Raw genomic sequence first — 25,401 nt, forward strand, 5'->3', positions numbered from 1 at the left:
CGGCGGACCGGGGCAGCGTTGGTTCTGTCAGGCCTTGCGGCGGCTCAGTTCAGCCGTGGCGGCCTTGGCCAGCATCTCCAGGTCGGCGTCGGAGAGTTCCGCCACCGCCGGCAGGCCCTCGTTCTCGGCGGCCTTGGCGATCAGGTTCGCCAGCGGGCCCGCGTGCCGGACGCCCTCGATGCCGGGGCGCAGCAGGCCGAGCAGTTCGTCCAGTTTCTCGGCGACATCGCGGTTGCGGACCACGAAGGCCGAGAGCGACTGCGGGTCGGCGCCGGGGCCCAATGGCATGTCCAGCGTGGCGGCGGCGACCTCTTTCGGTGATGGCAAATCGTCCTCCCCTGACTGACCCCCGGCCTTGGCCATGACCAAGTCCCAGGGAAAATTCGGTCCGGGATCCCAGTGGGAGCCCTCCTTCTTGCCCACCGTCCAGTCGTGGTGCCCGATGACACCGGACTCGCCGGCCGCGACCTGGGCCGGGGTGAGCTTGCGCAGCGGGATGCCCCGCGCGCGACAGCGTTGCGCGATCCATTGCGCGGCCAGCTCCAGCATCCGCGGATGCTCCAGCCATTCCGCCCGGCTCCACTTGGCGAACCCGCACAGCTCCGCGTTGTCGCTGATCGGGTTGCCGGAGCGCAGGGTCCACGCTGCCCGGTCGTAGTTGACGTACTGCTCGATCCGCTTGTCGTCGATGCCGACGTGGCTCGACGCCTGCGTCTTGCCCTGAAAGAACCGGCCGAGCGCCTCGACCGTGCGGGCGCCCTCCGCGGTGTGCACCACGACGAGCCGGACCCGGGCGCCCCCGCGCCCGCTGTGATGTGGTGATTGGATCACATTAATCCCCCTGGCAATGATCGAATTCCGCCGGGAAACGGGATACCGGCGAACCGATGGCTCCGTTATAGCGAAACGATCTAGGGGACGCGCGCGAATTCGCGGAAAGATTAGGCACATGGCCGAACCCATGCCCAATGGGGCAGGAATGGGGTCAGTCCGTTCGGTCCAGCACCGTCTCCGCGTCGGCGGCGGGCTCGGGCCAGCCGGGGTAGGCGGGCGGGGTGCCGCCGAACTCCGGGCAGAGCGCCTTGTGGTTGCAGTAGTCGCACAACCGGCTGCGGCTGGGCCGGAAGTCGCCGGTGCGGCCCGCGGTCAGGATGGCCTGCCAGATCGCCGAGACCAGGCGCTCGAAACGGCGCAGTTCGGCCTCGTCCGGGGCGTATTTCAGCGTTTCCCGGTTGGCCAGGTACATCAACTGGAGTTGCCTGGGCACCACGCCGCGCAGTTTCCACAGCGCGAGCGCGTAGAACTTCATCTGGAACAGCGCCTTGGCCTCGCCGATCTCCCTGGGCGCGTTGCCGGTCTTGTAGTCGACCACCCGGATCTCGCCGGTGGGGGCCACGTCCAGGCGGTCGATGTAGCCGCGCAGCAGCACCCCGTTGTCCAGCTCGGTCTCCACCAGCAGCTCGCAGGCCTCCGGCTGCAACCGGCGCGGGTCCTCCAGGCCGAAGTAGGAGTCCAGCAGGCCGCGCGCGGAGGCCAGCCAGGGCTCCTGCTCGGGGTCCTCGGCGCCGGTGAACAGCTCCCCGGCCAGTTCGGGGCGCTCCTGCTGCAACTTCTGCCAGGCCGGTTCGACCAGCGCGTACGCGGTGGCCGGGACCCGTTCGGCGGCGGGTTTGGCGAACAGCTCCTCCAGCACCGCGTGCACCAGCGTGCCGCGCACCTGGGCCTTGGTGGCCTTCTCCGGCAGCCGGTCCACCGCGCGCAGCCGGTAGAGCAGCGGGCACTGCTTGAAGTCGCTGGCGCGGGAGGGGGACAGCGCGAGCCTGCGCACCGGCCTGCGCGGGGCGGGCACCGTCGACTCACCGAGGGGTGGCTCGGTCGAGGAGATCGCTTCCCGCGCGCTGTCCGTCACACTCCGCACCATAAGCCAGACCCCCGACAGCCCTGCTGACCACCACCGGTGCGCCGTCACCCCGACACCACACCGGGATGTCTAGGCTCACCGTTCGTGACCACCCTCCCCGGCCGACGGCCGCGCCTGCGTGACGGCGGTCTGTTGCTGGGCCGGGTCGGTGGCGTGCCGGTGCTGCTCGCGCATTCCTGGTGGCTGCTCGCGGCGGTGATCGTGGTGCTGTACACGCCGCTGGTGGAGATGATCGTGCCCGGCACCAGCCTGGTGGTCTCGGCGATCATGGCAGGGGCGTTCGCGGTGCTGCTGGCCGCCTCGGTGCTGCTGCACGAGCTGGGGCACGTGGTGGTGGCGCTGCGGCTCGGCCTGCCGGTGCGGCGGGTGCGGCTGCAGCTGCTGGGCGGGGCCGCCGAACTCATGCGCACGCCGACCAGACCGGGTCAGGAGGGCTGGGTCGCCGCGGCCGGGCCCGCGGTGTCGGTGGGACTGGCCGCGCTGGCCGGACTCGGCCTGCTGCTGGTCCCCGGCGGCGGGGTGCTGTGGCTGCTGATCGCCCAGCTCGCGGTGGCCAACGCCGCGGTCGCGGTGATCAACCTGCTGCCCGGCCTGCCACTGGACGGTGGCCGGGTGCTGCGTGCGCTGGTCTGGGCGGCCACCGGGAAGCGGATGACCGGCACCAGGGTCGCGGTGATCGGCGCCGGTGTGGTGGCCGCCGCGATGATCTGGTGGGCGGTGATGGGCCTGGCGGGCAACACCCCCGACCGCTGGCTGCGGCTGGCCGTCTGCGTGCTGATGGCCTGGTTCGTGGTGCTCGGCGCGGGCGCGGAGATGGCCAACGAACAACAGCGCACCTGGCCCGTGGGCCTGACCCTGGCAGACCTGGTCCGCCCGGTGCTCCAGCTGCCAGCGGAAAGCCCGGTCGCCGACGCCCTGGACGCCTCGGCGGGCCGGGGAGTGGTGCTGGTGCGCGCCGACGGCGTGGCCGCGGGCCTGCTCGACGCCACCGCCGCGGCCCGGCTGGCCGCGCTGAGCCCACTGGCCCCGGCCGAACGCGCGGCCGAGCCGATCAACGCCGAAACGGTCATCCTGGACTCCGAACCCGGCGAGGAGATCATCGACCGGGTACGCGGAACCGCGGCCTGGCAGTTCCTGGTCGTGGACGAGGACGGCCGGCCGGCCGGGGTGCTGCACCGCGAGGACCTGCGCGACGCGCTGCGCCGACGCCGGGGCTAGGTCGTAGCCGCCCATGGCCATCTGCGAGGATCGTGCGCCAGCTTGAGTTCAGTGTGGGCGCACGAGGCGCCAGTAATGCGGAGGTAAGACCCGGTGAGTTCCACCAGCGGCCCGTTCCAGCCCGGCGACCGGGTGCAACTCACCGACCCCAAGGGCCGCAAGTACACCGTCGTCCTGGAAGAGGGCAAGGAGTACCACACCCACCGCGGCGCCATCCCGCACGACCTGCTCATCGGCAAGCCCGAGGGCTCGGTGGTCAACTCCGTCGGCGGCACCACGTTCCTGGCCCTGCGCCCCCTGCTGTCGGACTACGTCCTGTCGATGCCCCGCGGCGCCCAGGTCATCTACCCCAAGGACGCCGCCCAGATCCTGATGTGGGGCGACATCTTCCCCGGCGCCCGGGTGCTGGAAGCGGGCGCAGGCTCCGGCGCGCTGACCTGCTCCCTGCTGCGCGCTGTCGGCGACAAGGGCAGCGTCGCCTCCTGGGAGATCCGCGAGGACCACCGCGAGCACGCCGAACGCAACGTCACCCGCTTCTTCGGCGAACTCCCCGCCAACTGGACCCTCACCCTGGGCGACGTCAGCCACTACGACGGCGGCGAGGTGGACCGGGTGATCCTGGACATGCTCGCCCCCTGGGACGTCCTGCCCACCATCGCGCAGAAGCTGATCCCCGGCGGCGTCCTGGTCGTCTACGTGGCCACCACGACCCAGCTGTCCAAGGTCACCGAAGCCCTGCGCGAACAGGAGATGTGGACCGAACCCCAGGCCTTCGAAACCCTGATGCGCCCCTGGCACGTGGTCGGCCTGGCCGTCCGCCCGGAACACCGGATGGTCGGCCACACCGCCTTCCTGCTGACCGCCCGCCGCCTGGCCGAGGGCGTGGTCACCCCGAAACCCCAACGCCGCTCCGGCAAGAGCTGACCCCGTACCACAACGGCCAACACGCAAGACGCACCGCGTGTTGGCCGTTGTCGTACGCCACTTTGGCCGTTGTTGTACGCCGAGTTGGCGGTTGTCGTACGCCGTAGGCACTGCGGTCGGGCGAAGCCCGAAACCGGTCGCGGGGCTGGCTTTTCGAAAACCTTCCCCGAGCGGTTCCCCATCCCCGTCAGCCTGGAGAGGACACACCGCATCCCGGGCAGCGGCCCTGCAACCCAATCCGCCGCCCGGCGAACCCAACGTGACCGGGCCGCTGCCCGGGATGTGGTTTGGTATCGGAGGGCTGACGGGGATGGGGAACCGCACACGAGCACTGCTCTTTGCCTGTGATCTTCTCCCCCCATCCTTTGATTTCTGCCCGTCCGGCGAGGACGATCTTGATCTTCGGTTTTAAGATCAAAAAAGGATGGCCTCGCCGGCCGGGCAGACCACCGGAGGGGTGGGGCAGATCAAGAGCCGGGACGAGCAGGTTGCGGGGCGGGGTTTGGGCTGCCGGGGCCGGTTCCAGCGTGGCTCCGAGGGCTCGTGTCTTCTCCGTACGGCCTTCCGCCAGCCAACCACACCTCACCGAGCGGCCCCCGTCGCGTTGGGCGGGCAGGCGGCGGCAGGTTGCAGGGGCCACTCGGTGAGGTGTGGTCTGCATGCTCCAGGCCGTACGGAGAAGACACGAGAGCCCTCGTCGTGGGGGTTTCACCCCTCCGCCCCGTCCCGCAACGGCCAACTCGGCGTCCATAACGGCCAACTCGCCGTACGACAACGGCCAACACGCGGTGCGTACCGCGTGTTGGCCGTTGTTGTACGAGGCGGGGCGGGGTCAGCCGGTGGGGATGGGGGGCAGGCTCAGGCTGGGGATGGTGAAGCTGGGGATGGTGATCCGCGGGATCGAGATGCTCGGGCGCGGGGTCGCGCTGCTACCCGAGCCGCCGCCGGGCTTGTCCGCCGCCGCGATCAGGCCGCACATCCGCCACTCCTTGTTCTCCTTCACCAGCTTGAAGCTCCGCTCCTGCTTGCTCTCCTTGCCGGTGCTGTTCGTGCTGACCTGGTCCGCCTTCACCGTGCCGGTGCCCGCGTCCTCGTTGGCCTCCACCGAGGTGACGGTGATGGTCGCCTTGCTGTTGTGCGTGGTGGTGGTCCTGGTCTGGGTCGCGGTGCTGGAGGACCGGTTCTTCTCCACGATCTCCCGCCGCTCGCGCAGGTTCTTCATGTCCTCCGCGCACAGGTACGGCTGGTAGTCCTTGTCCGGGTTGATGTCCAGCACGCTCTTGTCGAAGTCGCGCTGGTAGTTGGCCAGCACGGCCGTGGCCTGCTCGCGTGGGTCGGGGCCCTGGTTGAGGAAGTACAGCGCCGCGCCACCGCCGCCGAGCAGCACCACGCCCGCGACCACCGCGGCCACGATGATGCCGGTCTTCTTCCTCGGGGGCTGGCCCTGCGCCGCCTGGTAGGCCGCGTACTGCGGACCGCCGAACTGCGGCTGCTGCTCGTAGCCCTGCTGCGGGAAGCCGCCACTGGGCGGGTAGCCGGGCTGCTGGCCGTACGCGCCGGTCTGCTGCCCGTACGGGTCCTGCCCGTACCCCGGCTGCTGGCCGTACCCGGGTTGCTGGCCATAGCCGGGCTGCTGCTGGCCGTACCCCGGGTCCTGGCCGTACCCGGGCTGCTGCTGGCCGTAACCGGGCTGCTGTTGCCCGTACGGGTCCGGCTGCTGGCCGGGCTGCTGGCCATACGGGTCCTGGCCGTACGGGCCCTGCGGGGGGTAGGTCACCTCGGCGCTCCTTCGTCGTCGGTGGTGTCGCGTTCGTCAGCCGCCGGAGCCGGGTGGCGTCGGCCGGGGGAAGTCGATTTCCGGGGTGATCCCGCAAATCGTCCAGCCCTCGTCCTGGGTCAGCGCGAGCTTGTTCCTGATTCTCAATGACCCGGCCGCGGTTTGCGCCTCCAACGTGACCACAGCGCTACCGGATGTCCCGCTCTCCGTTACCTGACTGGCCGTCGCGGTGCTCCGGGCGCCCAACCGCTCCCTGGCCCTGGCCGCGTCGCTCTCGGCCTGCTTGCGGTAGGCGGGGCAGTACAGGTCCGGGTTGCCGATGTCCTCGTTCACCGACTTCACGTACGCCTGCACCGCCGCCTCCGCGGTGGCGAAGCCGGTGTTGCCGGTGAAACCGAGCACCAGGATGGTCACCAGGCCCAGCACCGCCACCCCCGCGCCGCCGATCACCCAGGCGAGCGGGTTGGTGTGCCTGCCCGGCGACAGCGGGTAGCCGGTATGCGGGCCCTGCACCGGCTGACCGGCCTCGGGAACGGGCTTCGGCTGCCGCAGTTTTCGTCCCAGATATTGGTACGCTGCGGAAAGTCCACCCGGTCGTTGCTCCGGTCCAGTTCGGGGTGGCAAAACCGGTTGCTGTGGGTAGCCGCCGGGCTGTTGTCCCCAGCCAACTTGCCGGCCCGCTGGTCCCGGCTGAGGTGGTGGGACGGACATCAGGATCTCCTATGGGTACCGCTCGCGCCGCCGATCCGCCCATTCGGGCGCTGACCGACCTCTACCCGACGCACCGTAGTGGGTGACCGCCCGGTCCTTACACCGAGATGGAGCAGTTCGACCGGCCGAGTGGGCGGTTGTGACCTTTCGCCACGCCCGGTTGCCATGTAGAACAACGTTGTTGTCGGTGATCGCCGGTACCGTGAACGGACAGAGCACGGGAGGAGGGGTGCCGACATGCAGCACGATCGTCCCGGCAGCCAGCCCGACGAGGGTGGCGAGCGGATCAGCGGTGGCACGGCCGCTGAACTCAGTGCACAGATTCGGTTCCTTGAGGACGAGCTGGCCCTGGTACGCCGAAAGCTCGCCGAGTCGCCTCGGCACGCGCGGCTGCTGGAACAGCGACTTGCCGAGGCCACAACTCGTGTGAGCCAGCTCACAGAACGCAATGCCAAGCTGGTCGAGACGCTGAAGGAAGCCCGCGGTCAGCTGCTGGCCCTGCGCGAAGAGGTCGATCGCCTCGCGCAGCCGCCCAGTGGCTACGGCGTCTTCCTGGCCCGCTACGAGGACTCCACGGTGGACGTGTTCACCGCGGGGCGCCGGATGCGGGTCGCGGTGTCGCCGGCCGTGGAAGCGGAGAGCCTCCAGTTCGGTCAGAGCGTCAGGTTGAACGAGGCGCTGACCGTGGTGGAGGGCGGCTCGTTCGAGCGCACCGGTGAGGTGTGCGCGCTCCGCGAGGTGCTGCACGAGGGCGAGGGCCTGGCCAGGGCGCTCATCGTCGGGCACGCCGATGAGGAGCGGGTGGTGTGGCTGGCCGAGCCCTTGCTCGAGCAGCCGCTCAAGCCCGGCGACTCCCTGCTGGTCGACTCCAAGGCAGGCTTCGCCTACGAGCGGGTGCCCAAGGCCGAGGTCGAGGACCTGGTGCTGGAAGAAGTTCCGGACATCGGGTACGAGGACATCGGCGGCCTGTTCAAGCAGATCGAGCAGATCCGCGACGCGGTGGAGCTGCCGTTCCTGCACGCCGAACTCTTCCGCGAGTACGAGCTGCGCCCGCCCAAGGGCGTGCTGCTCTACGGCCCGCCCGGCTGTGGCAAGACGCTGATCGCCAAGGCGGTGGCGAACTCCCTCGCGAAGAAGGTCGCCGCGCACCGCGGTGACACCGACGGCCAGGCGAAGTCCTACTTCCTCAACATCAAGGGCCCGGAGCTGCTGAACAAGTTCGTCGGGGAGACCGAGCGGCACATCCGCCTGATCTTCCAGCGGGCTCGGGAGAAGGCATCCGAGGGCACCCCGGTGATCGTGTTCTTCGACGAGATGGACTCGATCTTCCGCACCCGTGGCAGCGGCGTCTCCTCCGACGTCGAGACCACCATCGTTCCCCAGCTCCTCAGCGAGATCGACGGCGTCGAGGGCCTGGAGAACGTGATCGTGATCGGCGCCTCCAACCGCGAGGACATGATCGACCCGGCCATCCTCCGGCCAGGGCGGCTCGATGTGAAGATCAAGATCGAGCGGCCGGACGCCGAGGCGGCCAAGGACATCTTCGCCAAGTACCTGACCTCCACCCTGCCGATCCACGAGGAAGACCTCCTGGAATTCGGCGGCGACCGGTCGACGTGCATCCAGGCGATGATCCAGCACACGGTGGAGCGGATGTACTCCGAAACGGAGGACAACCGCTTCCTGGAGGTCACCTACGCCAATGGTGACAAGGAGATCCTGTACTTCAAGGACTTCAACTCCGGCGCGATGATCCAGAACATCGTGGACCGGGCGAAGAAGGCCGCGATCAAGGCGGTACTGGACACCAAGCAGCCCGGTCTGCGCGTCCAGCACCTGCACGACGCGATCGTGGACGAGTTCGCCGAGAACGAGGATCTGCCCAACACGACCAACCCGGACGACTGGGCCCGGATCTCCGGCAAGAAGGGCGAGCGCATCGTCTACATCCGCACCCTGGTGACCGGAAAGAACCAGGAAGCCGGACGGGCGATCGACACCGCCAGCAACACCGGCCAGTACCTGTAACACCACGGACAGCCGAAGGCCCGGTCATCCCCCTAGGGGTGGCCGGGCCTTCTGTCGTGATCACTTTCGCTACCGTGGAACCCGTGAGCGAGCCGGACATCTCGCCCGTCCTGCGCCAGGTGCGGGACCGGGCCACCGCCTTGCCGGGGGGCACGATCACCTGGCGCACCTGGCACTGCCTGCTGTGGTGGTGCCGCCTCGGCGAGGGCCGCACCCACTTCCGGGCCCGCTGGCTGCGGGAGAACCGCGAGATCATCGAGACCGCGGCCAAGGACAACGACCTCCCGCCCGAGGTGCTGGCCGGCGTCGCCTACCAGGAGGTCGGCGAGAAACCGATGGTCCTGGACGACCTGGTGGACTGGCTGCGCCGGAACGTGCCGCAACGGCTGCTGCCGGGGCGGACGGCGGGGAACCCGGACTACACCTCCTACGGGCCGATGGCGATCCAGGTGCGGCGGGGCGCGGAGGCGCTGGGGTATGACCCGGGGGCGTTGAGCGCCGGGCAGCGGCGGGAGATCATCGCGACGCTGAAGGAGCCGCGGCAGGGGATCTACGTGGCGGCGATCCACCTGGCGGGGTTGCGGCGGGAGGCCGGGTTCGCGGGGGAGTTGGCGCAGGAGCAGGGGGCGGAGCTGACGGCCCGGTACAACGGGGGGCCGTACTGGCGGGGGCGGCAGGCGCAGCGGTATGCGCGGCGGTACCGGGAGAGCCTGCCGGTGCTGCGCGAGCTGCTCGGCGGCTGACGGCCAGCGGGCCCGGCGTACGAGTTCAGCCAACGCGGCGTACCAGTTGGGCCAACGCGGCGTACGACTTTGGCCAACTCGGCGTACGAGTTCGGCCAACACGCCGGAGTGGTTTGGACCACAGGGCCCGTACGACCTTTCGGGGACATCTCGGGGTAAGTCCGGGGTTACACCGGTGGCGGGCGGGGTGGGGGCGCAGCAGACTCATGGCCGGTTGCCGTCCACTTGGGACGGTCTGGGGTTCGAACCGTCCCAATCGGACATTGGAGGAATTCGTGACGTCAGCTCCACCGCTGCACCGGGGCGCCGATCTGCGGATCGCGGCCCGGACGGTCGGCCTGGTCAAGGTCTACGGGCGTGGTGAGGCCGCCGTGCGCGCGCTGGACGGGGTTGATCTGGAGATCCACGCCGGACGGTTCACCGCGATCATGGGGCCCTCCGGTTCCGGCAAGTCGACCATGATGCACCTCCTGGCGGGCCTGGACACCGGCTCGGGTGGGTCGGTGTTCCTCGGCGAGACCGAACTGAGTTCGTTGTCGGACAAGGCGTTGACCACGGTGCGGCGGGATCGCATCGGGTTCGTCTTCCAGTCCTTCAACCTGCTGCCGCAGCTCACCGCGGAGCAGAACATCCTGCTGCCCCTGGAGCTGGCAGGCAAGCAGCCGGACCGGAGCTGGTTCGGCGAGCTGGTGGAGATCCTGGGCATCTCCGCCCGGCTCAGCCACCGGCCCTCCGAACTCTCCGGCGGTCAGCAGCAGCGGGTCGCGGTGGCGCGGGCCCTGGTGTCGCGGCCGGAGGTGATCTTCGCGGATGAGCCGACCGGCAACCTGGACTCCAAGAGCGGGCACGAACTCCTCGACCTGCTGCGGCGGTCGGTGCACCAGTTCGGGCAGACCGTGGTCATGGTGACGCACGATCCGGTGGCCGCCTCCTACGCCGACCGCGTGGTGCTGCTCGCCGACGGCAGGCTGGCCGGCGAGATCTACCAGCCCACCGCGGACTCCGTGCTGGACGCGCTGCGCAAGCTGGGGGTGTGACGGTGGCGCGTTCGCCCTTGCTGCGCACCGTGATCCAGGAGATCAAGCAGCGGCCCACCCGGCTGCTGCTGACCGGCCTGGCCGTGGTGGTGGCCACCATGTTCGCCGCGGCCTCGCTGATGTTCACCGACACCATGCGGGTCGCCCTGACCAACTCCGCCTCCAAGACACCGGAGGCGGCCGCGGCGGTGCTCTCGCCGAAGAACGAGTACGACCCGAAGAACCCGGACAAGCCCGGCACCGACTACACCGCCGACATCAAGGCGATTCCCGGCGTGGCCGAGGTGGCGCCGGAGGGCGCGGCCTACCTGGCCAGTCCCACCGACAGCAGCCAGTCCTGGCGGGTGGTGGCCGACACGCCGGGCGCGCTCGCGCGGGCCACGCTGCTCAGCGGCAAGATGCCGGTGGCGCTGAACGAGGTCGGGGTCAGCGAGGCCGCGGCCAAGCGCGATGACCTCAAGATCGGCTCGACGGTGACGCTGGCCGGTGAGCGCGGCGCCAAGGCGGCCACGCTGACCGTCACCGGGGTGGTCAAGCTCAAGGGTGGCGCGGACCGGACCCTGCTCGCCCCGCCCGCCACCGTGCGGGCCCTGGAACCGCGGTCCTCCTGGTACACCTACGAACTCACCGCCACGCCCGGCACCTCGCCGGAGCAGCTGGTGGCCGCGGTCAAGGCCAAGCTCGGACCGGTCATGTCCACTGTTCGGACGGGGGCCGAACAGCGCAAGATCGACACCGATCGGCTGGGCAGCGCGGCGGATCAGGCGCTGATGATCCTGAGCCTGTTCACCGGTCTGTCCATGCTGGCCGCGGCGCTGGTGGTGGCCTCGACCTTCCGGATCGTGGTCGCCCAGCGGCGGCGGCGCACCGCGCTGATGCGCTGCGTCGGCGCCTCCCGCAGGCAGGTGCTGCGCGCGCTGCTCACCGAGGCCGGGATCTCCGGGTTCGTCGCCGGACTGCTGGGCGCCGGACTGGCGCTGGCGCTGGGTTACGGGGCGCTGGGGATCATCAACACCCAGGTCGACGATCCGTTGCCGTCGTTGCAGGTCTCCTGGCTCAGCCTGGTGTGGTGCGTGCTGGCCGCGACCGTGGTCACCGTGATCGCGGCGGTCGGACCGGCCATCCAGGGCACCAAGGTGCCGCCGGTGGCCGCGCTCGGCGCGGCGCGGGTCAGTGAGGCCGGCAGCGGGCGCAGCACGGCGCGGATCGTGTTCATGGGCCTGTTCACCCTCGCCGCGGTCGGTCTGCTGTTCGTCAAACCGGGCGGCACGGGCAGTCCGGAACTGAACATGCTCACCGTGGTCGGCTCCGGGATCTTCGCCTTCGGCGCGCTGATCCTGGGCGGGCCGCTGGTGATGCCGTTGCTGGCCAGGCTCTTCGGCGCGCCGATCCGCAAGATCGGCCGGGTGCCGGGGCGGATCGCGGTCGGCAACGCGCTGCGGGTGCCCAAGCGGACCGCGGCCACCACGGTGGTGCTGACCATGGGCGTCGGCCTGATCGCGGCCGTGCTGGTCGGGCTCAGCTCGGCCCAGGCCGGGGCGAACGAGCGCCTGGACGCGCGCTACCCGGCCAAGCTGAGCGTGGAGTCCAGCGACTCCGACGGCATCGACGCGGCCACCATCAAGGCCCTCGACGACCTGCCGGAGACCGGGCCGATCGGCAAGCTGAGCAGTGCCCAGCTCGCCCTGAAGGCCCCCGGTGGCAGCGTGGACCGGATCTACACCGTCGGCGCCGACGTCGCCGCGTTCCCCGCGCTGACCAAGGGCCGGGTCGAGGGCGGCAAGCTCGCCGACCTGGGCAAGGGCAAGGCCGGGGTGTCCCTGGCGGTGGCCGACAAGTACGGCGTCAAGGTCGGCGACAAGATCACCGTGACCGGTACTGGCGGCAAGCTGGAACTGCCGGTGGCGGTGGTCTACCGGGACGCGGCCACGCTCGGCGGGGTCTCGCTGTTCCCGGGTGACCTGGCCCAGATCGAGCCCAAGGCCCAGGTGAGCCAGCTGCTCATCGACCCGGTCGCGGGCAGCGATGTGGACAAGCTGCGCAAGGCAGTCGGCACGGTGGCCGGCACCGCGGGCGGCATCCGGGTCGTGGTGCCGGAGGACATGAAGAAGGAACTGGCCTCCGCGCTGAACACCATGACCTACGTGGCGCTCGGCCTGGTCGGGATGACCGTGCTGGTCGCGGTGGTCGGCGTGGCGGTGACGCTGTCGCTGTCGGTGGTGGAGCGGACCCAGGAGTCCGGTCTGCTGCGGGCCATGGGCCTGAGCCGCGGCGGGTTGCGCGCGGCGCTGGCCTGGGAGGCCGTGGTGTTCGGGGCGTGCGCGGCGGTGGTCGGGCTCGCGCTGGGCGGGCTGTACGGCGGGTTGGCGGTGCAGAGCCTGGAACTGTTCGGCTCGGTCACCGTGCCCTGGCTGCAACTGGGCGCGGTCGGCCTCGGCCTGGTGGCGCTGTCCCTGGTCGCCGCGGTCGGACCGGCCCGGCGCTCGGCTCGGGTCAGCCCCCTGGAAGCGCTCGTCGCGGATTGATCCTGTTGGCTGCCAGGCCGGTCACACCAGACCGGCCTGGTAGGCCAGGATCACCAGCTGCACCCGGTCCCTGGCGTCCAGTTTGGTCAGCAGGCGGCTCAGGTAGGTCTTCACCGTCAGCGGGCTCAGCACCAGGCGGGCGGCGATCTCGTGGTTGGTCAGGCCCTGGGCGACCAGGGTGAGCACCTCGGTCTCGCGTGCCGTCAGCGCGGAGAGATTTCCTTGCCGGAACACGGGTTCCGGGGTTTCCCGGAAGCGGGCGATCAGGGTCGCGGTGGCGCCGGGGGACAGCAGCGACTCGCCGGCGGCGACGGTGCGGATGGCGTCCAGGAGCGCGGCGGGCTGGGTGTCCTTGACCAGGAACCCGCTGGCCCCGGCGCGCAGTGCGGCGACCACGTTGTCGCCGGTGTCGTAGGTGGTCAGCACCAGTACCCGCACCCCGGCCAGGTCCTCGTCCGCGGCGATCAGGCGGGTGGCCTGCACACCGTCGAGTTCGGGCATCCGGATGTCCATCACCACCACGTCGGCCCGGTGCTCGCGGGCCGCGCGCACCGCCTCGGCGCCGGTGGCGGCCTCGGCGACCACGGTCAGGTCCGGCGCGGAGCCGAGTAGCAGGGCGAAGGCGCGCCGGACCAGGGTCTGGTCGTCGGCCAGGACCACGCGGATCATGCGGGCTCCGGGAGCGGGAGTTCGGCCAGGACAAGGAAACCGCCACCGGCAGGCGACCCCGTGCTGAGGGTGCCGCCGAGGGCGCGGGCGCGTTCGGCCAGGCCGGTCAGGCCAACACCGCTGGCCGCCGCGGGGGCGCCGCGGCCGTTGTCGGTGACGGTGAGCAGCAGGTGGGTGGCGCCGCGGTGGATCTCCACCGTGACCAGGGTGGCCTGAGCGTGCCGGACCACGTTGGTCAGCGTCTCCTGGATGATCCGGTAGGCCACCACGTCCAGCGCGGGCGGCAGTTCACCGATCCCGTCGGCCCGCAGGTCGACCTGGATTCCGGTGGCGCGCACCGGGTTCAGCAGTCCGGGCAGCCCGGCCAGGCCGGGGACCGGGAGGCGTTGCGCGGAGTCCTCGGCGAGTGGGCCGCGCAGTGAGTCCAGGGCGGCCCTGACCTCGGCGCGGGCACGTCCGCAGGCTTCGGTGATGCCGTTCAAGGTCTCGGTGAGCGCGGCGCGGTCGAGCGGGGCCGGATCGGCCAGCAGGTGCGCGGCCACGCCCGCCTGGACGCCGATCACGGTGATGCTGTGCGCCAGGACGTCGTGCAGGTCGTGCGCGGTGCGCAGGCGTTGTTCGGCGGCCCGGCGGCCGGCCTCGGCGCGTCGGGCCTGCCGGGCGGCCCTGGTGGCGCGCACGGCCGCGCCGAGCACCGCGGCGGCCACCAGCCAGCCCAGCGTGCCGACCGTGCCCAGGGTGATGTCGCCCTCCTGGATCACCCTGGCGGACAAGGTGATCAGCAGCACCGCGGCCGGGGCCAGCCAGGACCAGGGGCGGGCCGACAGCTCGGCGGCGGTGAACAACAGCAGCAGGGCGGGCACGATCAACGCTTCGTGTGAGTAGTCCAGCCAGTGGTAGGGCACCGCGATCACGCTGTGCGCGGCCAGCGCGAGCAGCGGGAACCGGGTGCGCAGCAGCAGCGGCGCGCACCCGGCCAGCAGCAGCGGCCAGCCCAGTCCGTCCAGGGGGCGCTGCCCCGGCCAGCGCAGGGCGACGGCCAGGGCGAGCGCGGTCACCGCCAGTTCGAGCAGGACGGTCCGGGCGCGGCCGGTCATGCCGGGACCGGCGACCGGCGCTGATGCAGCAGGTAGAGGGTCTGGGCCAGCACGAACACACTGTAGGCGGTCATCAGCGCGACCCGCAGCCAATGCGTGTCCATGATCGACTCGTAGGCGGCGCCGAGGGCCTTGGTCTGCCCGATCTCCTGCTGCCAGCGCGGCCACATCAGGATGCTGGTCGCCATGATCACCGCCTGGGTGGCGACCCCGGTCCAGACCGTCCAGCGTGGGAGCAGCGGATGCCGCAGGAAGATCATGACTAGTGCCAGCACGGTGGAGACCACGGCCAGGGGGATGACCAGGGTGAAGACGGTGCCGGACCAGGCGCGGTGCACCGGGTCGAGGGCCACGGCGGTCAGGCCGCGCCAGGAGGCGTATTCGGCGTGCACGAGGAAGATGACGCCCGCGTTGATCGCGGCGAAGAACAGGGCCAGTGGCAGCAGTGGCGCGGCCCGGCGGGTGCGGGTGGATTCCATGGGGGACAGCGTGTCCGGCTCGCGCGCTGGTTTCGTCCGGCCGTGGCGGACAATTCGGGATACAACCAGGGGAGTACTCGGGCAGGATGTGGCGGGTGGAACTTCGGGTGCTGGGGTGCTCTGGCGGCTGGCCGGGGCCGGGCGAGCCGTGCTCCGGGTATCTGCTGACCGCGGCCTGCCGCCGGATCTGGCTGGACGCGGGCACCGGAACCCTGCCGGAGTTGTTGCGGCACACCGATCTGCACCGGCTGGACGCGCTGTGGATCACCCACCTGCACGCCGACCATTGCAGTGATCTGGCCGCCGCGTTCCACGCGCTGGCCTACGGCCCGCCGCGAGCCGCCCCGTTGCCGGTGTTCGGGCCACCTGGATTGGTGCGGCATCTCCAGCCGGTGCTGGACGAGGAGCCCGCGGAGCTGCACCGGGTGCTGGCCGTCACCGAGGTGACCGATCGGGCCGACTACCTGGTCGGTGCGGTGCGGCTGACCGCGGTCGGGGTCGAACACGGGATGCCCGCCTTCGGGGTCCGGGTCGTGGCCGAGGGCCGGATTCTGGGTTATACCGGGGATTCGCGCAGCTGCCCGGCGATCACCGACCTGGCCAGGGACGCGGATCTGCTGCTGTGCGAGGCGTTTCTGTCCGCGCCGACCAGCCGCCCGTTCACCAGCGTGATGTCGCCGGAGGACGCGGGGCGGCACGCGAGCGCGGGCGGGGCGCGGCGGCTGGTGCTCACCCACCTGCATCCCGGCGCGGATCCCGGCCTGGCGCGGGCGCGGGCGGCGGCGGAGTACGACGGGCCGATCGAGGTGGCCCGCCCGGGTGCGGTGTTTCAGACTTCCGGCGGTGTGCGCGCGTAGATCTCCTCCGGGCTCAGGTGTTCCCGCCCGGTCGAGACCGCCCAGCGGTGCCCGAACGGGTCCCGGAACGCGCCGAACCGCTCGCCCCAGAACGCTTCCTGGAGTGGGATCTCCGCCGCCGCGCCCGCCCAGAGCGCCTGCCGGTACACCCGGTCGACGTCCTCGACCTCCACGTGCAGTTGCACTGGGCTGCCGCCGATGGTGGGTGGGGCCAGGGCGTCCAGGGACGGGGTTTCCTCGCTGATGAGCAGGCGGTGGTCGCCCAGGGCGAGTTCGACGAAGAGGATGGTGCCGTCGGGCAGGCGGTTGCGCCAGAGTTCGTGCGCGCTGAAAACCTTGGTGTAGAAGGCGATCGCGGCTTCAGTGTCCTTGACGAACAGGTGCGGGGCGAAGCCGGTGGGCCGGGTGCTCACGCGCACCGCCGGGTGCTGATCAGCCCGGCCCGCTGGGCGGCCTCGACCAGGGCGGCGAGCAGTTCGGCCTCCTGCCGGACGGCCTGGCGGCCACGGGCGGTGAGGTCGTAGTAGCGGCGGCGGGCGTCGTGCGGGGCGTCCGGGTCGGCGGCCTCGGTCTCGGTGACCAGGTCGTCGGCGACCAGGCGGGCCAGGGTCCGGTACAGGGTGCCGGGGCCGAGTTTGACCGTGCCGCCGGTGGTGTCCTCGACGAAGGTCATCACGCCGTAGCCGTGCCGCGCGCCACTGGCCAGCGCGAGCAGCACCTGGAAGGCCGCCGGGGTCAGCGGCGGCAGCGCCTTTGCGGAACTCACCGACACAGGATACAGTCCGGTCTCGTTGTATCCACTGTGGATATATGAGAGGGGTTCGTGATGATCACTGGGGTGAACAAGGTCGTGCTGACCGTGCGCGACTGCGACGCGGCCAAGGAGTTCTGGGTGGACCGGATGGGCTTCACGGTCGCCATCGACGCCGCCTACGGCGAGGACGCCCGCTGGCTGGAGGTCATGTCCCCCGACGGCGCGGTGTCCCTGGTCCTGGACGGCAAGGGCACCCACCCGATCGAGAAGTCCACGCCGGCCGAACTCCCGCACTCCAACGTCTTCTTCACCTGCGAGGACATCGAGCAGACGCACGCGGAGCTGGTCGAGCGCGGGGTGAACTTCCCGGAGCCGCCGAGCAAGCAGGCATGGGGCTGGTGGTCGATGTTCGAGGACCAGGACGGCACCCGGTACGCCCTCAACCAGCGCGGCTGAGTCAAACCGGATAGCTCATCAGTTAGCCTGGCCAGGTGACCGACCGGAAGCCACAGCGCGCCGACGCCGTGCGCAACCGCGACCGTGTGCTGGCCACCGCGCGCGCGGCGATGGCGGCCGGTGACCTGTCCTTGCAGCTCAACGAGCTGGCCCGGCAGGCAGGGGTCGGGGTTGGCACGGTCTATCGCAACTTCCCGACCCGACAGGCGCTGATCGAGGCGCTGGCCGATGACCGGTTCGAGCAGTTGCTGGTTGAGGTGGCGCAGGCGGTCGCGGAAGTCGATGCCTGGGCCGCGCTGACCCGGCTGGCGGGGTCCATGGTCGCGTTGTCATTGGCCGAACCAGGGTTGGCCGAGGTGATGGCCAATGGTTCGGCGGCTGGCACGGACACCGCTGATCGCAAGCGCAGGCTGGATGAGGCCACCGAGGCGCTGCTGGACCGGGCCAGGTCGGACGGGCAACTCAAGGCCGAGGTGAACGCCGAGGACCTGCGGCTGCTGCTGTGCGGGGTCCTACACGCGGCCACCCACAGCCCCGACCCGGCAGCGGCCGGCGAACGCTACCTCGCGGTAGTCCTGAACGGCCTGCGAGCCTGACCCCCCAACCCCGCCCGCGAGTGTTGGCCGTTGTCGTACGGCGAGTTGGCCATTGTGGACGGTGTGTTGGCCGTTGTCGTACGCCACGTTGGCCGTTGCGGGACGGGGCGGAGGGGTGAAACCCCCACGACGAGGGCTCTCGTGTCTTCTCCGTACGGCCTGGAGCATGCAGACCACACCCCGATGAGCGGCCCCTGCAACACAATCCGCCGCCGAACCCACCCAACGTGACGGGGGCCGCTCATCGGGGTGTGGTTGGCTGGCGGAAGGCCGTACGGAGAACACGCGAGCCCTCGGAGCCACGCTGGGTCAGGCCCCGGCAGCCCAATCCCCGCCCCGCAACCTGCTTGCCCGGGTGTTGATCTGCCCCACCCCTCCGGTGGTCTGCCCGGCCGGCGAGGCCATCCTTTTTGATCTTCGGGTTGACAGTCAAGAGCGAAGATCAAGTGCGTCCTCGCCGGACGGGCAGAAATCAAAGGATGGCCCCCGTCGCGTTAGGTGGGTTTGGCGGCGGCAGGTTGCAGGGGCCACTCGGTGAGATGCGGTGTGTCCTCTCCAGGCTGACGGGGATGGGGAACCGCTCGGATTGGGTTTTCGAAAAGCCACCCCCGTCACCGGTTTTCGGGCTTCGCCCGGTCGCAGCTGCCTACGGCGTACAACAACGGCCAACGTGGTGTACGACATCGGCCAACTCGGCGTCCATAACGGCCAACACGCGGGTTAGGGGGTGGTGATCAGGGGCCAGATGTCGGTGGGGGCGTTGGTGCCCAGGGTTAGGTCGTGGTGGCCGTAGCCGGTGATCAGGTGGTAGGTGACGTTGGGGTTGCCTGCGGCTCGGATCAGGTTGGCGCCGTTGGGGTGGTCGCCCATGCCGGCGGACATGTTGAGCCACAACACCTTTGCCCGGATCTTGGTGAAGTCGAGGTGGTGTACTGAAGTGTCGCCGCACCAGATCGCCGCTACGTCGCGGACCCAGGCCAGGGGGACCGCGCCGCTGCCGTAGGCGCGGAGGGATTGGGCGTAGCGCTCCAGTGGGGTGTGGTGGAGTTCCCAGGTGTCTTCGGCGGGGGTGGGGGCGAAGGTGTAGCGGCCTGCCAGGTTGCTTTCGTGGTAGATGAGGCGGAAGGGCAATGGCAGGTGGGCGGTGCGGATCAGGTGGTGGTGGAGTTGGCCGCCTGCGGTGAAGTTGCCGGGGTGGCCTTCGGCCCGGGGGGTTTGGGTGGGTTCGCTGGGCTGCCGGGTCAGCAGGTCCAGGACCATGCTGGTGCCGTCCAGGGCGTAGCGGCCCGCGCCCAGGGCGGCTTGGAAGGCGGCCAGGGAGGTTTTGGCGTCGGCAATCAGGGTTGGGTCGGTGAAGGGGCCTACGTTGTCCAGGACCACGATTCGGTCCAGGTGAGGTGGGGGGTTGGTGGCGGCGAAGTCCAGGGCCGTGGCGGCACCGCCGGAGTGGCCGATCACCTCGAAAGGCAGGTGTAGCACCGCGTCTACCGCTTCGGCGACCTTGGCCAGGTCGGTGCTGTGCTGGGTCAGGTCCATCGCCGCGGCGGCGGGGTCGGTGCTGGCGGGCAGGGCGTCCTCGCGTGGGGTCACGCCGATCACCAGGCTGCCGTGCTGACGCAGGTGCTGGGCCAGGTTGTGCTCGCGGGGGGTGAAGTAGTCGCCGGTGAAGTTGGCGGCGCCGGCGGGTAGCAGGTAGGAGATGCGCTCCGGCGCAGCGATGGGGTCGGACAGGATGTCCAGCCGGAGGGGGTAGGAATCGGTGGGCACTGTGCAGCTGGTGAGAATCCAGTCTGACTGGGCTTCGACGGTGATGTCGGTGGCGCCCAGCTGGGTGGCCAGTTCGCGCAACGGGTCAGCTCCCCGGGTAGATGACCTTACCCTCCATTATTACCCGACCCGGTCCGGAACCAGTGCTGGATAAGCGCGCGGCCGTCGTCGACGAACAACCAGTCCGGGTCGTCCAGGCGCTTGCGCAGCTCGGTGAAGGTCATCCACTCGCCGGAGACCACCTCCTCGGGCTGGTGGATCACCGGGCCGTCGGAGAACGCCTCGTAGGCGTACTGGTGCGCGCGTACCGGGGGCACCACGAACGGCAGGGTGAACAGGTGCCGCAGGGGCACGCCGGAGACGCCCAGTTCCTCGGCCAGTTCGCGTTCCGCGCACACCGCGGGGTCCTCGCCCGCGTCCACCACGCCACCGGCCCAGCAGTCGTGACAGCCGGGGTTGATGTCCTTGCTGTCACTGCGTTTGTGCACGTAGACGCGGTCGCCGTCGGTGGAGCGGAGCAGGATCGCGGTGCTGGCGTGCCAGAGTCCCTCGGCTCGCATCACCCGCCGCGGCGCGCTGCCGGTCACCGTGCCGGACTCGTCGTAGATCGCCACCAGTTCATCGCCTGAAGCCACCCGCACAGTCTTCATCGCCGGGGCGCCGTGATGCCACGACCGGCAGTTATGAACTCGGGCACGCCTGGCGCAGCGCGGCCACGGTCAACCCGATCGCGGGCACCCTGGCCAGGTCCGGCCAGGTGCACAGGTAGACCTCGCGGCGCAGTGGCGGCCGCAGCGGGCGCACGCACACATCCGGCCGCCGGACCGCGCTGAGCATCAGCTCCGGCACCACCGCCACCCCCAGCCCGGCCGCGACCAGGCCCTGCACCGCCAGGTTGTCGTCGGTGGCGAAGGTGATGTCCGGCTGGAACCCGGCCGCCGCGCAGGCGTGCACCAGGTGTTCCCGGCAGCGCGCGCAGCCCGCGATCCAGTGTTCCCTGGCCAGATCCGGCAGCGACACCCCCGGCGCGGCGCACAGCGCGTGCCCGGCCGGCAACAACACCACGAGTGGATCGGTGAATAGTTTCACCGTCAACAAACCGGGGGTCTCGACTGGTTCCGGTTCGCCGGGATAGGTGAAGGCGAGTGCCAGATCGCATTCCCCCGCACGCAGTAATTCCACTGACTCCGGCGGTTCGGCCTCGGTCAGCGAGAGCCGGATATCGGGGTGCTCCCGGCTGATCCGCGCGGCCACCGGCGGCACCAGGGTGGCACTGCCGCTGGGAAAGACGACCAGGCGCACCTGCCCGGCCCGGCGCCCGGCCAGCTCGCCCACCGCGCGTTCGGCCGCGGCCACCTCGGCCAGCACCAGGCCGGCCCGGCGGACCAGCTCCACGCCGGCCTCGGTCAGCCGCATCTTGCGCCCGCAGCGCACCACCAGGGGGGTGCCGCACAGCCGTTCCAGGGCCTTCATCTGCTGGCTGACCGCGGGCTGGGTGTAGCCAAGGCGCACCGCGGCGGCCGAGTACGACCCGGTGCGGGCGACCGCGCGCAGCACTCGCAGGTGTCGTAGCTCCAGCATTTACTGTCTCTATCATGGATTTCCGCCGGAAATAAGCCGTCCAACGGTGCGGACTGGCGGTATATAAGCCTGGCTTTGGGGCGCTGTGCGGAATGGTTGTTGGACTGTGCGGCGAAATCCCGGAAACACTTTCCGGTATGACTTCCGCCGCCGAACTCCGCCAGCTCCGGACCAGGGCCATGTGCGCCTTCACCCGCCGGGTCGACAAGATCGTCGGCAGTGGCGTCCACCCGAGGCGGATCGCCAGCGAGGTCGCCGGCTGCCTCGGCGAACTGCTCACCCAGCCCAGGGTGCTGGCCCCGGCGCACCTGCTGCCCGCCCCGGACCGCTACCGCCAGCACCTGGTGCACGTGGACCCGCACGGCCGCTACTCGGTGGTCTCCCTGGTCTGGCTGCCCGGCCAGCGGACCCCGATCCACAGTCACCGCTGCTGGTGCGTGGTGGGCGTGCTGCGCGGCAAGGAGGAGGAGATCCGCTATGACCTCGACCCGAGGAGCCGGGGCCTGCACCGGCGGGACGTGGTGGTCAACCCGGTCGGCAGCGTGTCCGCGCTGGTGCCGCCGGAGCGCGACATCCACCTGGTGCGCAACGCCGGGTCCACCCTCGCGGTCTCGGTGCACGTCTACGGGGCCGACATCGGCAGGCTGGGCAGCAGTATCGACACGATCTACTCGGCAGACTGACGTAACTGACTGTGTCACCCCGTAGGCTGCCGGTATGCGGCGGATCATGGGAACCGAGGTCGAGTACGGCATCTCCGTGCCCGGCGACGCTTCGGCCAACCCAGTGCTCACCTCCACCCAGGTGGTACTGGCCTACGCGGCGGCGGCGGACATCCCCCGCGCGCGGCGGGCGCGCTGGGACTACGAGGTGGAGTCACCGCTGCGGGATGCCCGCGGCTTCGATCTGGGCCCGCCCGGTGGCGCCCCGGCCGACCACGATGTGGAGGACCTGGGCGCGGCCAACGTCATCCTCACCAACGGCGCGCGGCTCTACGTCGACCACGCGCACCCGGAGTACTCCACCCCCGAGTTGACCAACGCCAGGGACGTGGTGATCTGGGACAAGGCAGGCGAGCGGATCATGGAGGAGGCCGCCATGAAGGCGGCCACCGTGCCCGGCCAGCCGCGACTCCAGCTGTACAAGAACAACATCGACGGCAAGGGCGCCAGCTACGGCACCCACGAGAACTACCTGATGGCGCGCAGCACCCCGTTCACCGCGGTGATCTCCGGGCTGACCCCGTTCTTCGTCTCCCGGCAGGTCATCACCGGGTCCGGGCGGGTCGGCGTCGGCGCGGCGAGCGAGGAGGCCGGGTTCCAGCTCTCCCAGCGCTCGGACTACATCGAGGTCGAGGTCGGGCTGGAGACCACGCTCAAGCGCGGGATCATCAACACCCGCGACGAGCCGCACGCCGACGCGGACAAGTACCGCAGGCTGCACGTCATCATCGGCGACGCCAACCTGGCCGAGTACTCCACCTACCTCAAGGTGGGCTGCACCGCGCTGGTGCTGGACATGATCGAGTCCGGCCGCCGTTTCGACGACCTGCGGCTGACCGATCCGGTGCGCGCGGTGCACGCCATCAGCCACGACCCCACGCTCAAGGTCAAGGTCGAGGTGGCGGGCGGCCGCAAGTTCAGCGGCCTTGACCTGCAGTACGCCTACCACGAGCGGGCCGCCGAGCACGCCGAGCGCAACGGCGCGGACCGGGTGTCCATGCACGTGCTCAAGACCTGGGGCGAGATCCTCGACGACCTCGCGCGGGACCCGATGAGCTGCGCGGACCGGCTGGACTGGCCTGCCAAGCTGCGGCTGCTGGAGGGCTACCGGGCCCGCGACAACCTGCAGTGGGGCTCGCCCCGGCTGCAGCTGGTCGACCTGCAGTACTCCGACGTCCGCCTGGGCAAGGGCCTCTACAACCGCCTGGTCGCCCGCGGTTCGATGAAGCGGCTGGTCAGCGAGGAGGAGGTGCGCGCGGCCATCACCGCGCCACCGGAGGACACCAGGGCCTACTTCCGGGGCCGCTGCCTGGAGCGTTACCCCACCGAGGTGGCGGCCGCATCCTGGGATTCGGTGATCTTCGACCTGGGCCGGGACTCGCTGGTCCGGATCCCCACCCTCGAACCGCTCCGCGGGACGAAAGCGCACGTCGGAGCGTTGCTGGAAGCCTCGGACACCGCTGAGGAACTGGTCCGGCAGCTCACCCGCCGTTGATCTTCTTGGTTACAGACCTGACCGGTGTCTCCACCTTGTCGGTCATGGTCGGTAATGTTGCGGACAGGCCAACCAACGGGGAGGCGAAATGGCACAGGAGCAGGTCCAGAAGCAGGGTGGCGGCGACGGCGACGACGAGTCGGCCGAGGCAGGCGGCGCTGGTCAGGAACGTCGGGAGAAGCTCGGCGAGGATGTGGACGCGATCCTCGACGAGATCGACGACGTCCTGGAGGAGAACGCCGAGGACTTCGTGCGCGCCTACGTGCAGAAGGGCGGGCAGTAGCCCCGCTCGTCCACCTCTGTCCCAGCCGCACACCGCACCAGGAGACGAAGACAGCCGATGGAGAACACGTCGGCCCGGAACTACCCGGGCGCGGCCCTGCACCCTGCCTACTTCGCGCCGGGGGCGGTGTCCTTCAGTGAGTTCCTTGGACAGGCGGCGCCCGATCTGCTGCCGGGCCGGCGTTTCCCGCCGGAGGCACCGGTGACGGGCGCGGTCACGCATGGCACCACCATCGTGGCCGCGACCTTCAAGGGCGGGGTGCTGCTGGCCGGCGACCGCCGGGCCACCCAGGGCAACATCATCGCGCAGCGGGACATCGAGAAGGTCTTCGTCACCGACGACCACTCGGCCGTCGGCATCGCCGGTGTGGCCGGACTGGCCGTGGAGCTGGTCCGGCTCTTCGCGGTGGAGCTGGAGCACTACGAGAAGATCGAGGGCGTCTCGCTGTCCCTGGACGGCAAGGCCAACAAGCTGGGCACCATGGTCCGGGGCAACCTGGACGCGGCCATGATGGGCCTGGCCGTGCTGCCGCTGTTCGTGGGCTACGACCCCGACGCCGCCGACCCCGAGCGCGCAGCCCGGATCGTCTCCTACGACATCACCGGCAGCCGCGCCGACGAGCACCAGGGCTATCACGCCATCGGCTCCGGCTCGGTGTTCGCCAAGGCCGCGCTGAAGAAGAAGTTCGACCCGGCCGCCGACGCCGACACCGCGGTGCGCACCGCGGTCGAGGCGCTCTACGACGCCGCCGACGACGACACCGCCACCGGCGGGCCCGACCTGACCAGGCGGATCTACCCGATGGTCGTGACCATCACCGCCGAGGCCGGCGCCACCAAGTGGACCGAGGAGGCCACCAAGGCGGTGGCCGAGGCGGTCGTGCAAGGCCGGATGGCCAACCCCGGCGGCTGAGCCGTCCCTGTAACCAGCCCAGTCGTCGACACTCAAGCCGGGAGTTACCACCGTGACGATGCCGTTGTACGCCTCCGCCGAGCAGGTGATGCGGGACCGGTCGGAGCTGGCCCGCAAGGGCATCGCCCGCGGCCGCAGCGTGGTCGTGCTGACCTACACCGACGGTGTGCTGTTCGTGGCGGAGAACCCCTCGACCACCCTGCACAAGGTCTCCGAGATCTACGACCGGATCGGCTTCGCCGCGGTCGGCCGCTACAGCGAGTTCGAGGCGCTGCGCACGCTGGGCATCCGCTACGCCGACGTGCGCGGCTACGCCTACGACCGGCGTGATGTCACCGCGCGGGCGCTGGCCAACACCTACGCCTCCCAGCTGGGCACCATCTTCACCGAGCAGCTCAAGCCGTTCGAGGTGGAGATCTGCGTGGCCGAGGTCGGCGAGACCGCCGAGACCGACCAGCTCTACCGGCTCACCTACGACGGCTCGATCAGCGATGAGCCCAGCTACATGGTGATGGGCGGGCAGGCCGAGGCGATCAGCACCGCGATGAAGGACGCCTACCGCGAGGGCATGACCCTGGCCGAGGCCGTGCCGGTCGCGGTGACCGCGCTCAAGGCCACCGCCGCCGCGCCCGCCAGGATCGGTTCCGCCGCCGCCACCAGTGACAAGCCCAAGGAACTGGGCGTCAAGCTGCTGGAGGTCGCGGTGCTGGAACGCACCCGGCCGCGGCGCAAGTTCCGCCGGATCACCGGCGCGGCACTGGAAGCGCTGCTGCCGCCCGCGGCGGAACCGGCGGCCGAGCCCAAGGCCGAGACACCGGCCGAGGGCAACGGCGAGGAATCCAAGTAACC

At 70.4% G+C, this 25,401-nt stretch carries 26 protein-coding genes; 14 read left to right on the plus strand and 12 right to left on the minus strand.

The annotated features are described in order from the left end of the window. Nucleotides 1-27: 27 nt before the first annotated feature. Nucleotides 28-963, minus strand: a complete 936-nt coding sequence (locus ACTOWY_RS30575) for an N-acetylmuramoyl-L-alanine amidase (RefSeq protein ID WP_441313068.1) — start codon at nt 961-963, stop codon at nt 28-30. 22 nt (nt 964-985) lie between these two features. Next, the gene (locus ACTOWY_RS30580; protein WP_441313069.1) at nt 986-1,921 is read right to left on the minus strand and encodes a RecB family exonuclease; all 936 of its coding nucleotides are present in this window, start codon (nt 1,919-1,921) and stop codon (nt 986-988) included. 84 nt (nt 1,922-2,005) lie between these two features. On the opposite strand from ACTOWY_RS30580, the gene ACTOWY_RS30585 reads away from it, so the two are divergent. After that, nucleotides 2,006-3,139, plus strand: coding sequence for a site-2 protease family protein (locus ACTOWY_RS30585; protein WP_441313070.1), 1,134 nt, complete (start codon nt 2,006-2,008; stop codon nt 3,137-3,139). Nucleotides 3,140-3,232: 93 nt separating this feature from the next. Beyond that, nucleotides 3,233-4,063: a tRNA (adenine-N1)-methyltransferase gene (locus tag ACTOWY_RS30590; RefSeq protein WP_247763828.1), complete on the plus strand. Its 831-nt coding sequence runs from the start codon at nt 3,233-3,235 to the stop codon at nt 4,061-4,063. Between the two features lie 832 nt (nt 4,064-4,895). Here the strand turns inward: ACTOWY_RS30590 and ACTOWY_RS30595 are convergent. Beyond that, nucleotides 4,896-5,840 (minus strand): Rv0361 family membrane protein, encoded by a 945-nt coding sequence (locus ACTOWY_RS30595; RefSeq protein ID WP_441313071.1) that lies wholly within the window; start codon nt 5,838-5,840, stop codon nt 4,896-4,898. A gap of 36 nt (nt 5,841-5,876) precedes the next feature. Beyond that, nucleotides 5,877-6,353, minus strand: a complete 477-nt coding sequence (locus ACTOWY_RS30600) for a hypothetical protein (RefSeq protein WP_441313073.1) — start codon at nt 6,351-6,353, stop codon at nt 5,877-5,879. A gap of 435 nt (nt 6,354-6,788) precedes the next feature. Between ACTOWY_RS30600 and arc the strand changes: the two genes are divergently transcribed. The 4 genes from arc to ACTOWY_RS30620 all read left to right on the plus strand — a co-directional run bounded on the left by arc (nt 6,789) and on the right by ACTOWY_RS30620 (nt 12,884). Further along, nucleotides 6,789-8,579 (plus strand): proteasome ATPase, encoded by a 1,791-nt coding sequence (gene arc / locus ACTOWY_RS30605; RefSeq protein WP_247763823.1) that lies wholly within the window; start codon nt 6,789-6,791, stop codon nt 8,577-8,579. An 83-nt stretch (nt 8,580-8,662) separates the two neighbouring features. After that, on the plus strand, nt 8,663-9,322 hold the full coding sequence (locus ACTOWY_RS30610; protein ID WP_441313074.1) for a hypothetical protein: 660 nt from the start codon (nt 8,663-8,665) through the stop codon (nt 9,320-9,322). Between the two features lie 275 nt (nt 9,323-9,597). Beyond that, nucleotides 9,598-10,359 carry an ABC transporter ATP-binding protein gene (locus tag ACTOWY_RS30615; RefSeq protein ID WP_441313075.1) on the plus strand — a complete coding sequence of 254 codons (762 nt, stop codon included), beginning with the start codon at nt 9,598-9,600 and terminating at the stop codon, nt 10,357-10,359. 2 nt (nt 10,360-10,361) lie between these two features. Beyond that, nucleotides 10,362-12,884, plus strand: a complete 2,523-nt coding sequence (locus tag ACTOWY_RS30620) for an ABC transporter permease (protein WP_441313076.1) — start codon at nt 10,362-10,364, stop codon at nt 12,882-12,884. 21 nt (nt 12,885-12,905) lie between these two features. Here ACTOWY_RS30620 and ACTOWY_RS30625 read toward each other — a convergent pair whose 3' ends face one another. Genes ACTOWY_RS30625 through ACTOWY_RS30635 form a run of 3 tightly spaced genes read right to left on the minus strand, consistent with a single transcriptional unit; the run spans nt 12,906 to nt 15,129 of the window. Next, a complete protein-coding gene (locus tag ACTOWY_RS30625; RefSeq protein ID WP_441313077.1) occupies nt 12,906-13,553 on the minus strand; it encodes a response regulator in 648 nt (215 codons plus the stop codon). Further along, the gene (locus ACTOWY_RS30630) at nt 13,550-14,650 is read right to left on the minus strand and encodes a sensor histidine kinase (protein WP_441313078.1); all 1,101 of its coding nucleotides are present in this window, start codon (nt 14,648-14,650) and stop codon (nt 13,550-13,552) included. Before ACTOWY_RS30630 ends, ACTOWY_RS30625 begins: the two co-directional genes overlap by 4 nt. After that, entirely contained in the window at nt 14,647-15,129 is a 483-nt protein-coding gene (locus ACTOWY_RS30635) for a hypothetical protein (protein ID WP_441313079.1), read from the minus strand. The genes ACTOWY_RS30630 and ACTOWY_RS30635 overlap by 4 nt, the downstream gene beginning before the upstream one ends. 95 nt (nt 15,130-15,224) lie before the next feature. Between ACTOWY_RS30635 and ACTOWY_RS30640 the strand changes: the two genes are divergently transcribed. Beyond that, nucleotides 15,225-15,986: an MBL fold metallo-hydrolase gene (locus ACTOWY_RS30640; RefSeq protein WP_441313080.1), complete on the plus strand. Its 762-nt coding sequence runs from the start codon at nt 15,225-15,227 to the stop codon at nt 15,984-15,986. Here the strand turns inward: ACTOWY_RS30640 and ACTOWY_RS30645 are convergent. Both ACTOWY_RS30645 and ACTOWY_RS30650 read right to left on the minus strand, forming a co-directional pair. Then, nucleotides 15,959-16,399 carry a VOC family protein gene (locus tag ACTOWY_RS30645; protein ID WP_441313081.1) on the minus strand — a complete coding sequence of 147 codons (441 nt, stop codon included), beginning with the start codon at nt 16,397-16,399 and terminating at the stop codon, nt 15,959-15,961. The genes ACTOWY_RS30640 and ACTOWY_RS30645 overlap by 28 nt on opposite strands. Beyond that, nucleotides 16,396-16,752, minus strand: coding sequence for a PadR family transcriptional regulator (locus ACTOWY_RS30650; protein WP_441313082.1), 357 nt, complete (start codon nt 16,750-16,752; stop codon nt 16,396-16,398). Before ACTOWY_RS30650 ends, ACTOWY_RS30645 begins: the two co-directional genes overlap by 4 nt. Nucleotides 16,753-16,812: 60 nt before the next feature. Here ACTOWY_RS30650 and ACTOWY_RS30655 point away from each other — a divergent pair, with 60 nt between their 5' ends. Further along, nucleotides 16,813-17,196 carry a VOC family protein gene (locus tag ACTOWY_RS30655; protein ID WP_441313083.1) on the plus strand — a complete coding sequence of 128 codons (384 nt, stop codon included), beginning with the start codon at nt 16,813-16,815 and terminating at the stop codon, nt 17,194-17,196. Nucleotides 17,197-17,231: 35 nt separating this feature from the next. Continuing rightward, nucleotides 17,232-17,792 carry a TetR/AcrR family transcriptional regulator gene (locus tag ACTOWY_RS30660; protein WP_441313084.1) on the plus strand — a complete coding sequence of 187 codons (561 nt, stop codon included), beginning with the start codon at nt 17,232-17,234 and terminating at the stop codon, nt 17,790-17,792. Nucleotides 17,793-18,512: 720 nt separating this feature from the next. On the opposite strand, the gene ACTOWY_RS30665 is transcribed toward ACTOWY_RS30660, so the two are convergent. From ACTOWY_RS30665 to ACTOWY_RS30675, 3 genes are read right to left on the minus strand one after another with little or no spacing between them, the layout of a single operon-like run. Next, nucleotides 18,513-19,640 (minus strand): hypothetical protein, encoded by a 1,128-nt coding sequence (locus tag ACTOWY_RS30665; protein WP_441313085.1) that lies wholly within the window; start codon nt 19,638-19,640, stop codon nt 18,513-18,515. A gap of 26 nt (nt 19,641-19,666) precedes the next feature. Then, the gene (locus ACTOWY_RS30670) at nt 19,667-20,194 is read right to left on the minus strand and encodes an NUDIX hydrolase (RefSeq protein WP_441313086.1); all 528 of its coding nucleotides are present in this window, start codon (nt 20,192-20,194) and stop codon (nt 19,667-19,669) included. Nucleotides 20,195-20,240: 46 nt separating this feature from the next. Next, nucleotides 20,241-21,140, minus strand: coding sequence for a LysR family transcriptional regulator (locus tag ACTOWY_RS30675; protein ID WP_441313087.1), 900 nt, complete (start codon nt 21,138-21,140; stop codon nt 20,241-20,243). 137 nt (nt 21,141-21,277) lie between these two features. On the opposite strand from ACTOWY_RS30675, the gene ACTOWY_RS30680 reads away from it, so the two are divergent. The 5 genes from ACTOWY_RS30680 (at nt 21,278) to prcA (ending at nt 25,399) form a co-directional block, all read left to right on the plus strand. Continuing rightward, nucleotides 21,278-21,823: a hypothetical protein gene (locus ACTOWY_RS30680; protein WP_441313088.1), complete on the plus strand. Its 546-nt coding sequence runs from the start codon at nt 21,278-21,280 to the stop codon at nt 21,821-21,823. 34 nt (nt 21,824-21,857) lie between these two features. Next, nucleotides 21,858-23,357: a depupylase/deamidase Dop gene (gene dop / locus ACTOWY_RS30685; protein WP_247763801.1), complete on the plus strand. Its 1,500-nt coding sequence runs from the start codon at nt 21,858-21,860 to the stop codon at nt 23,355-23,357. Between the two features lie 88 nt (nt 23,358-23,445). Further along, complete coding sequence (locus ACTOWY_RS30690) at nt 23,446-23,640, plus strand: ubiquitin-like protein Pup (RefSeq protein WP_185006662.1); 195 nt, start codon at nt 23,446-23,448, stop codon at nt 23,638-23,640. Nucleotides 23,641-23,697: 57 nt separating this feature from the next. Beyond that, on the plus strand, nt 23,698-24,552 hold the full coding sequence (gene prcB / locus ACTOWY_RS30695; protein WP_441313089.1) for a proteasome subunit beta: 855 nt from the start codon (nt 23,698-23,700) through the stop codon (nt 24,550-24,552). Between the two features lie 52 nt (nt 24,553-24,604). Beyond that, nucleotides 24,605-25,399, plus strand: a complete 795-nt coding sequence (prcA, locus tag ACTOWY_RS30700) for a proteasome subunit alpha (protein WP_441313090.1) — start codon at nt 24,605-24,607, stop codon at nt 25,397-25,399. Nucleotides 25,400-25,401: the final 2 nt, after the last annotated feature.

Source organism: Crossiella sp. CA198 (assembly GCF_052078295.1).
GTDB lineage: Bacteria > Actinomycetota > Actinomycetes > Mycobacteriales > Pseudonocardiaceae > Crossiella.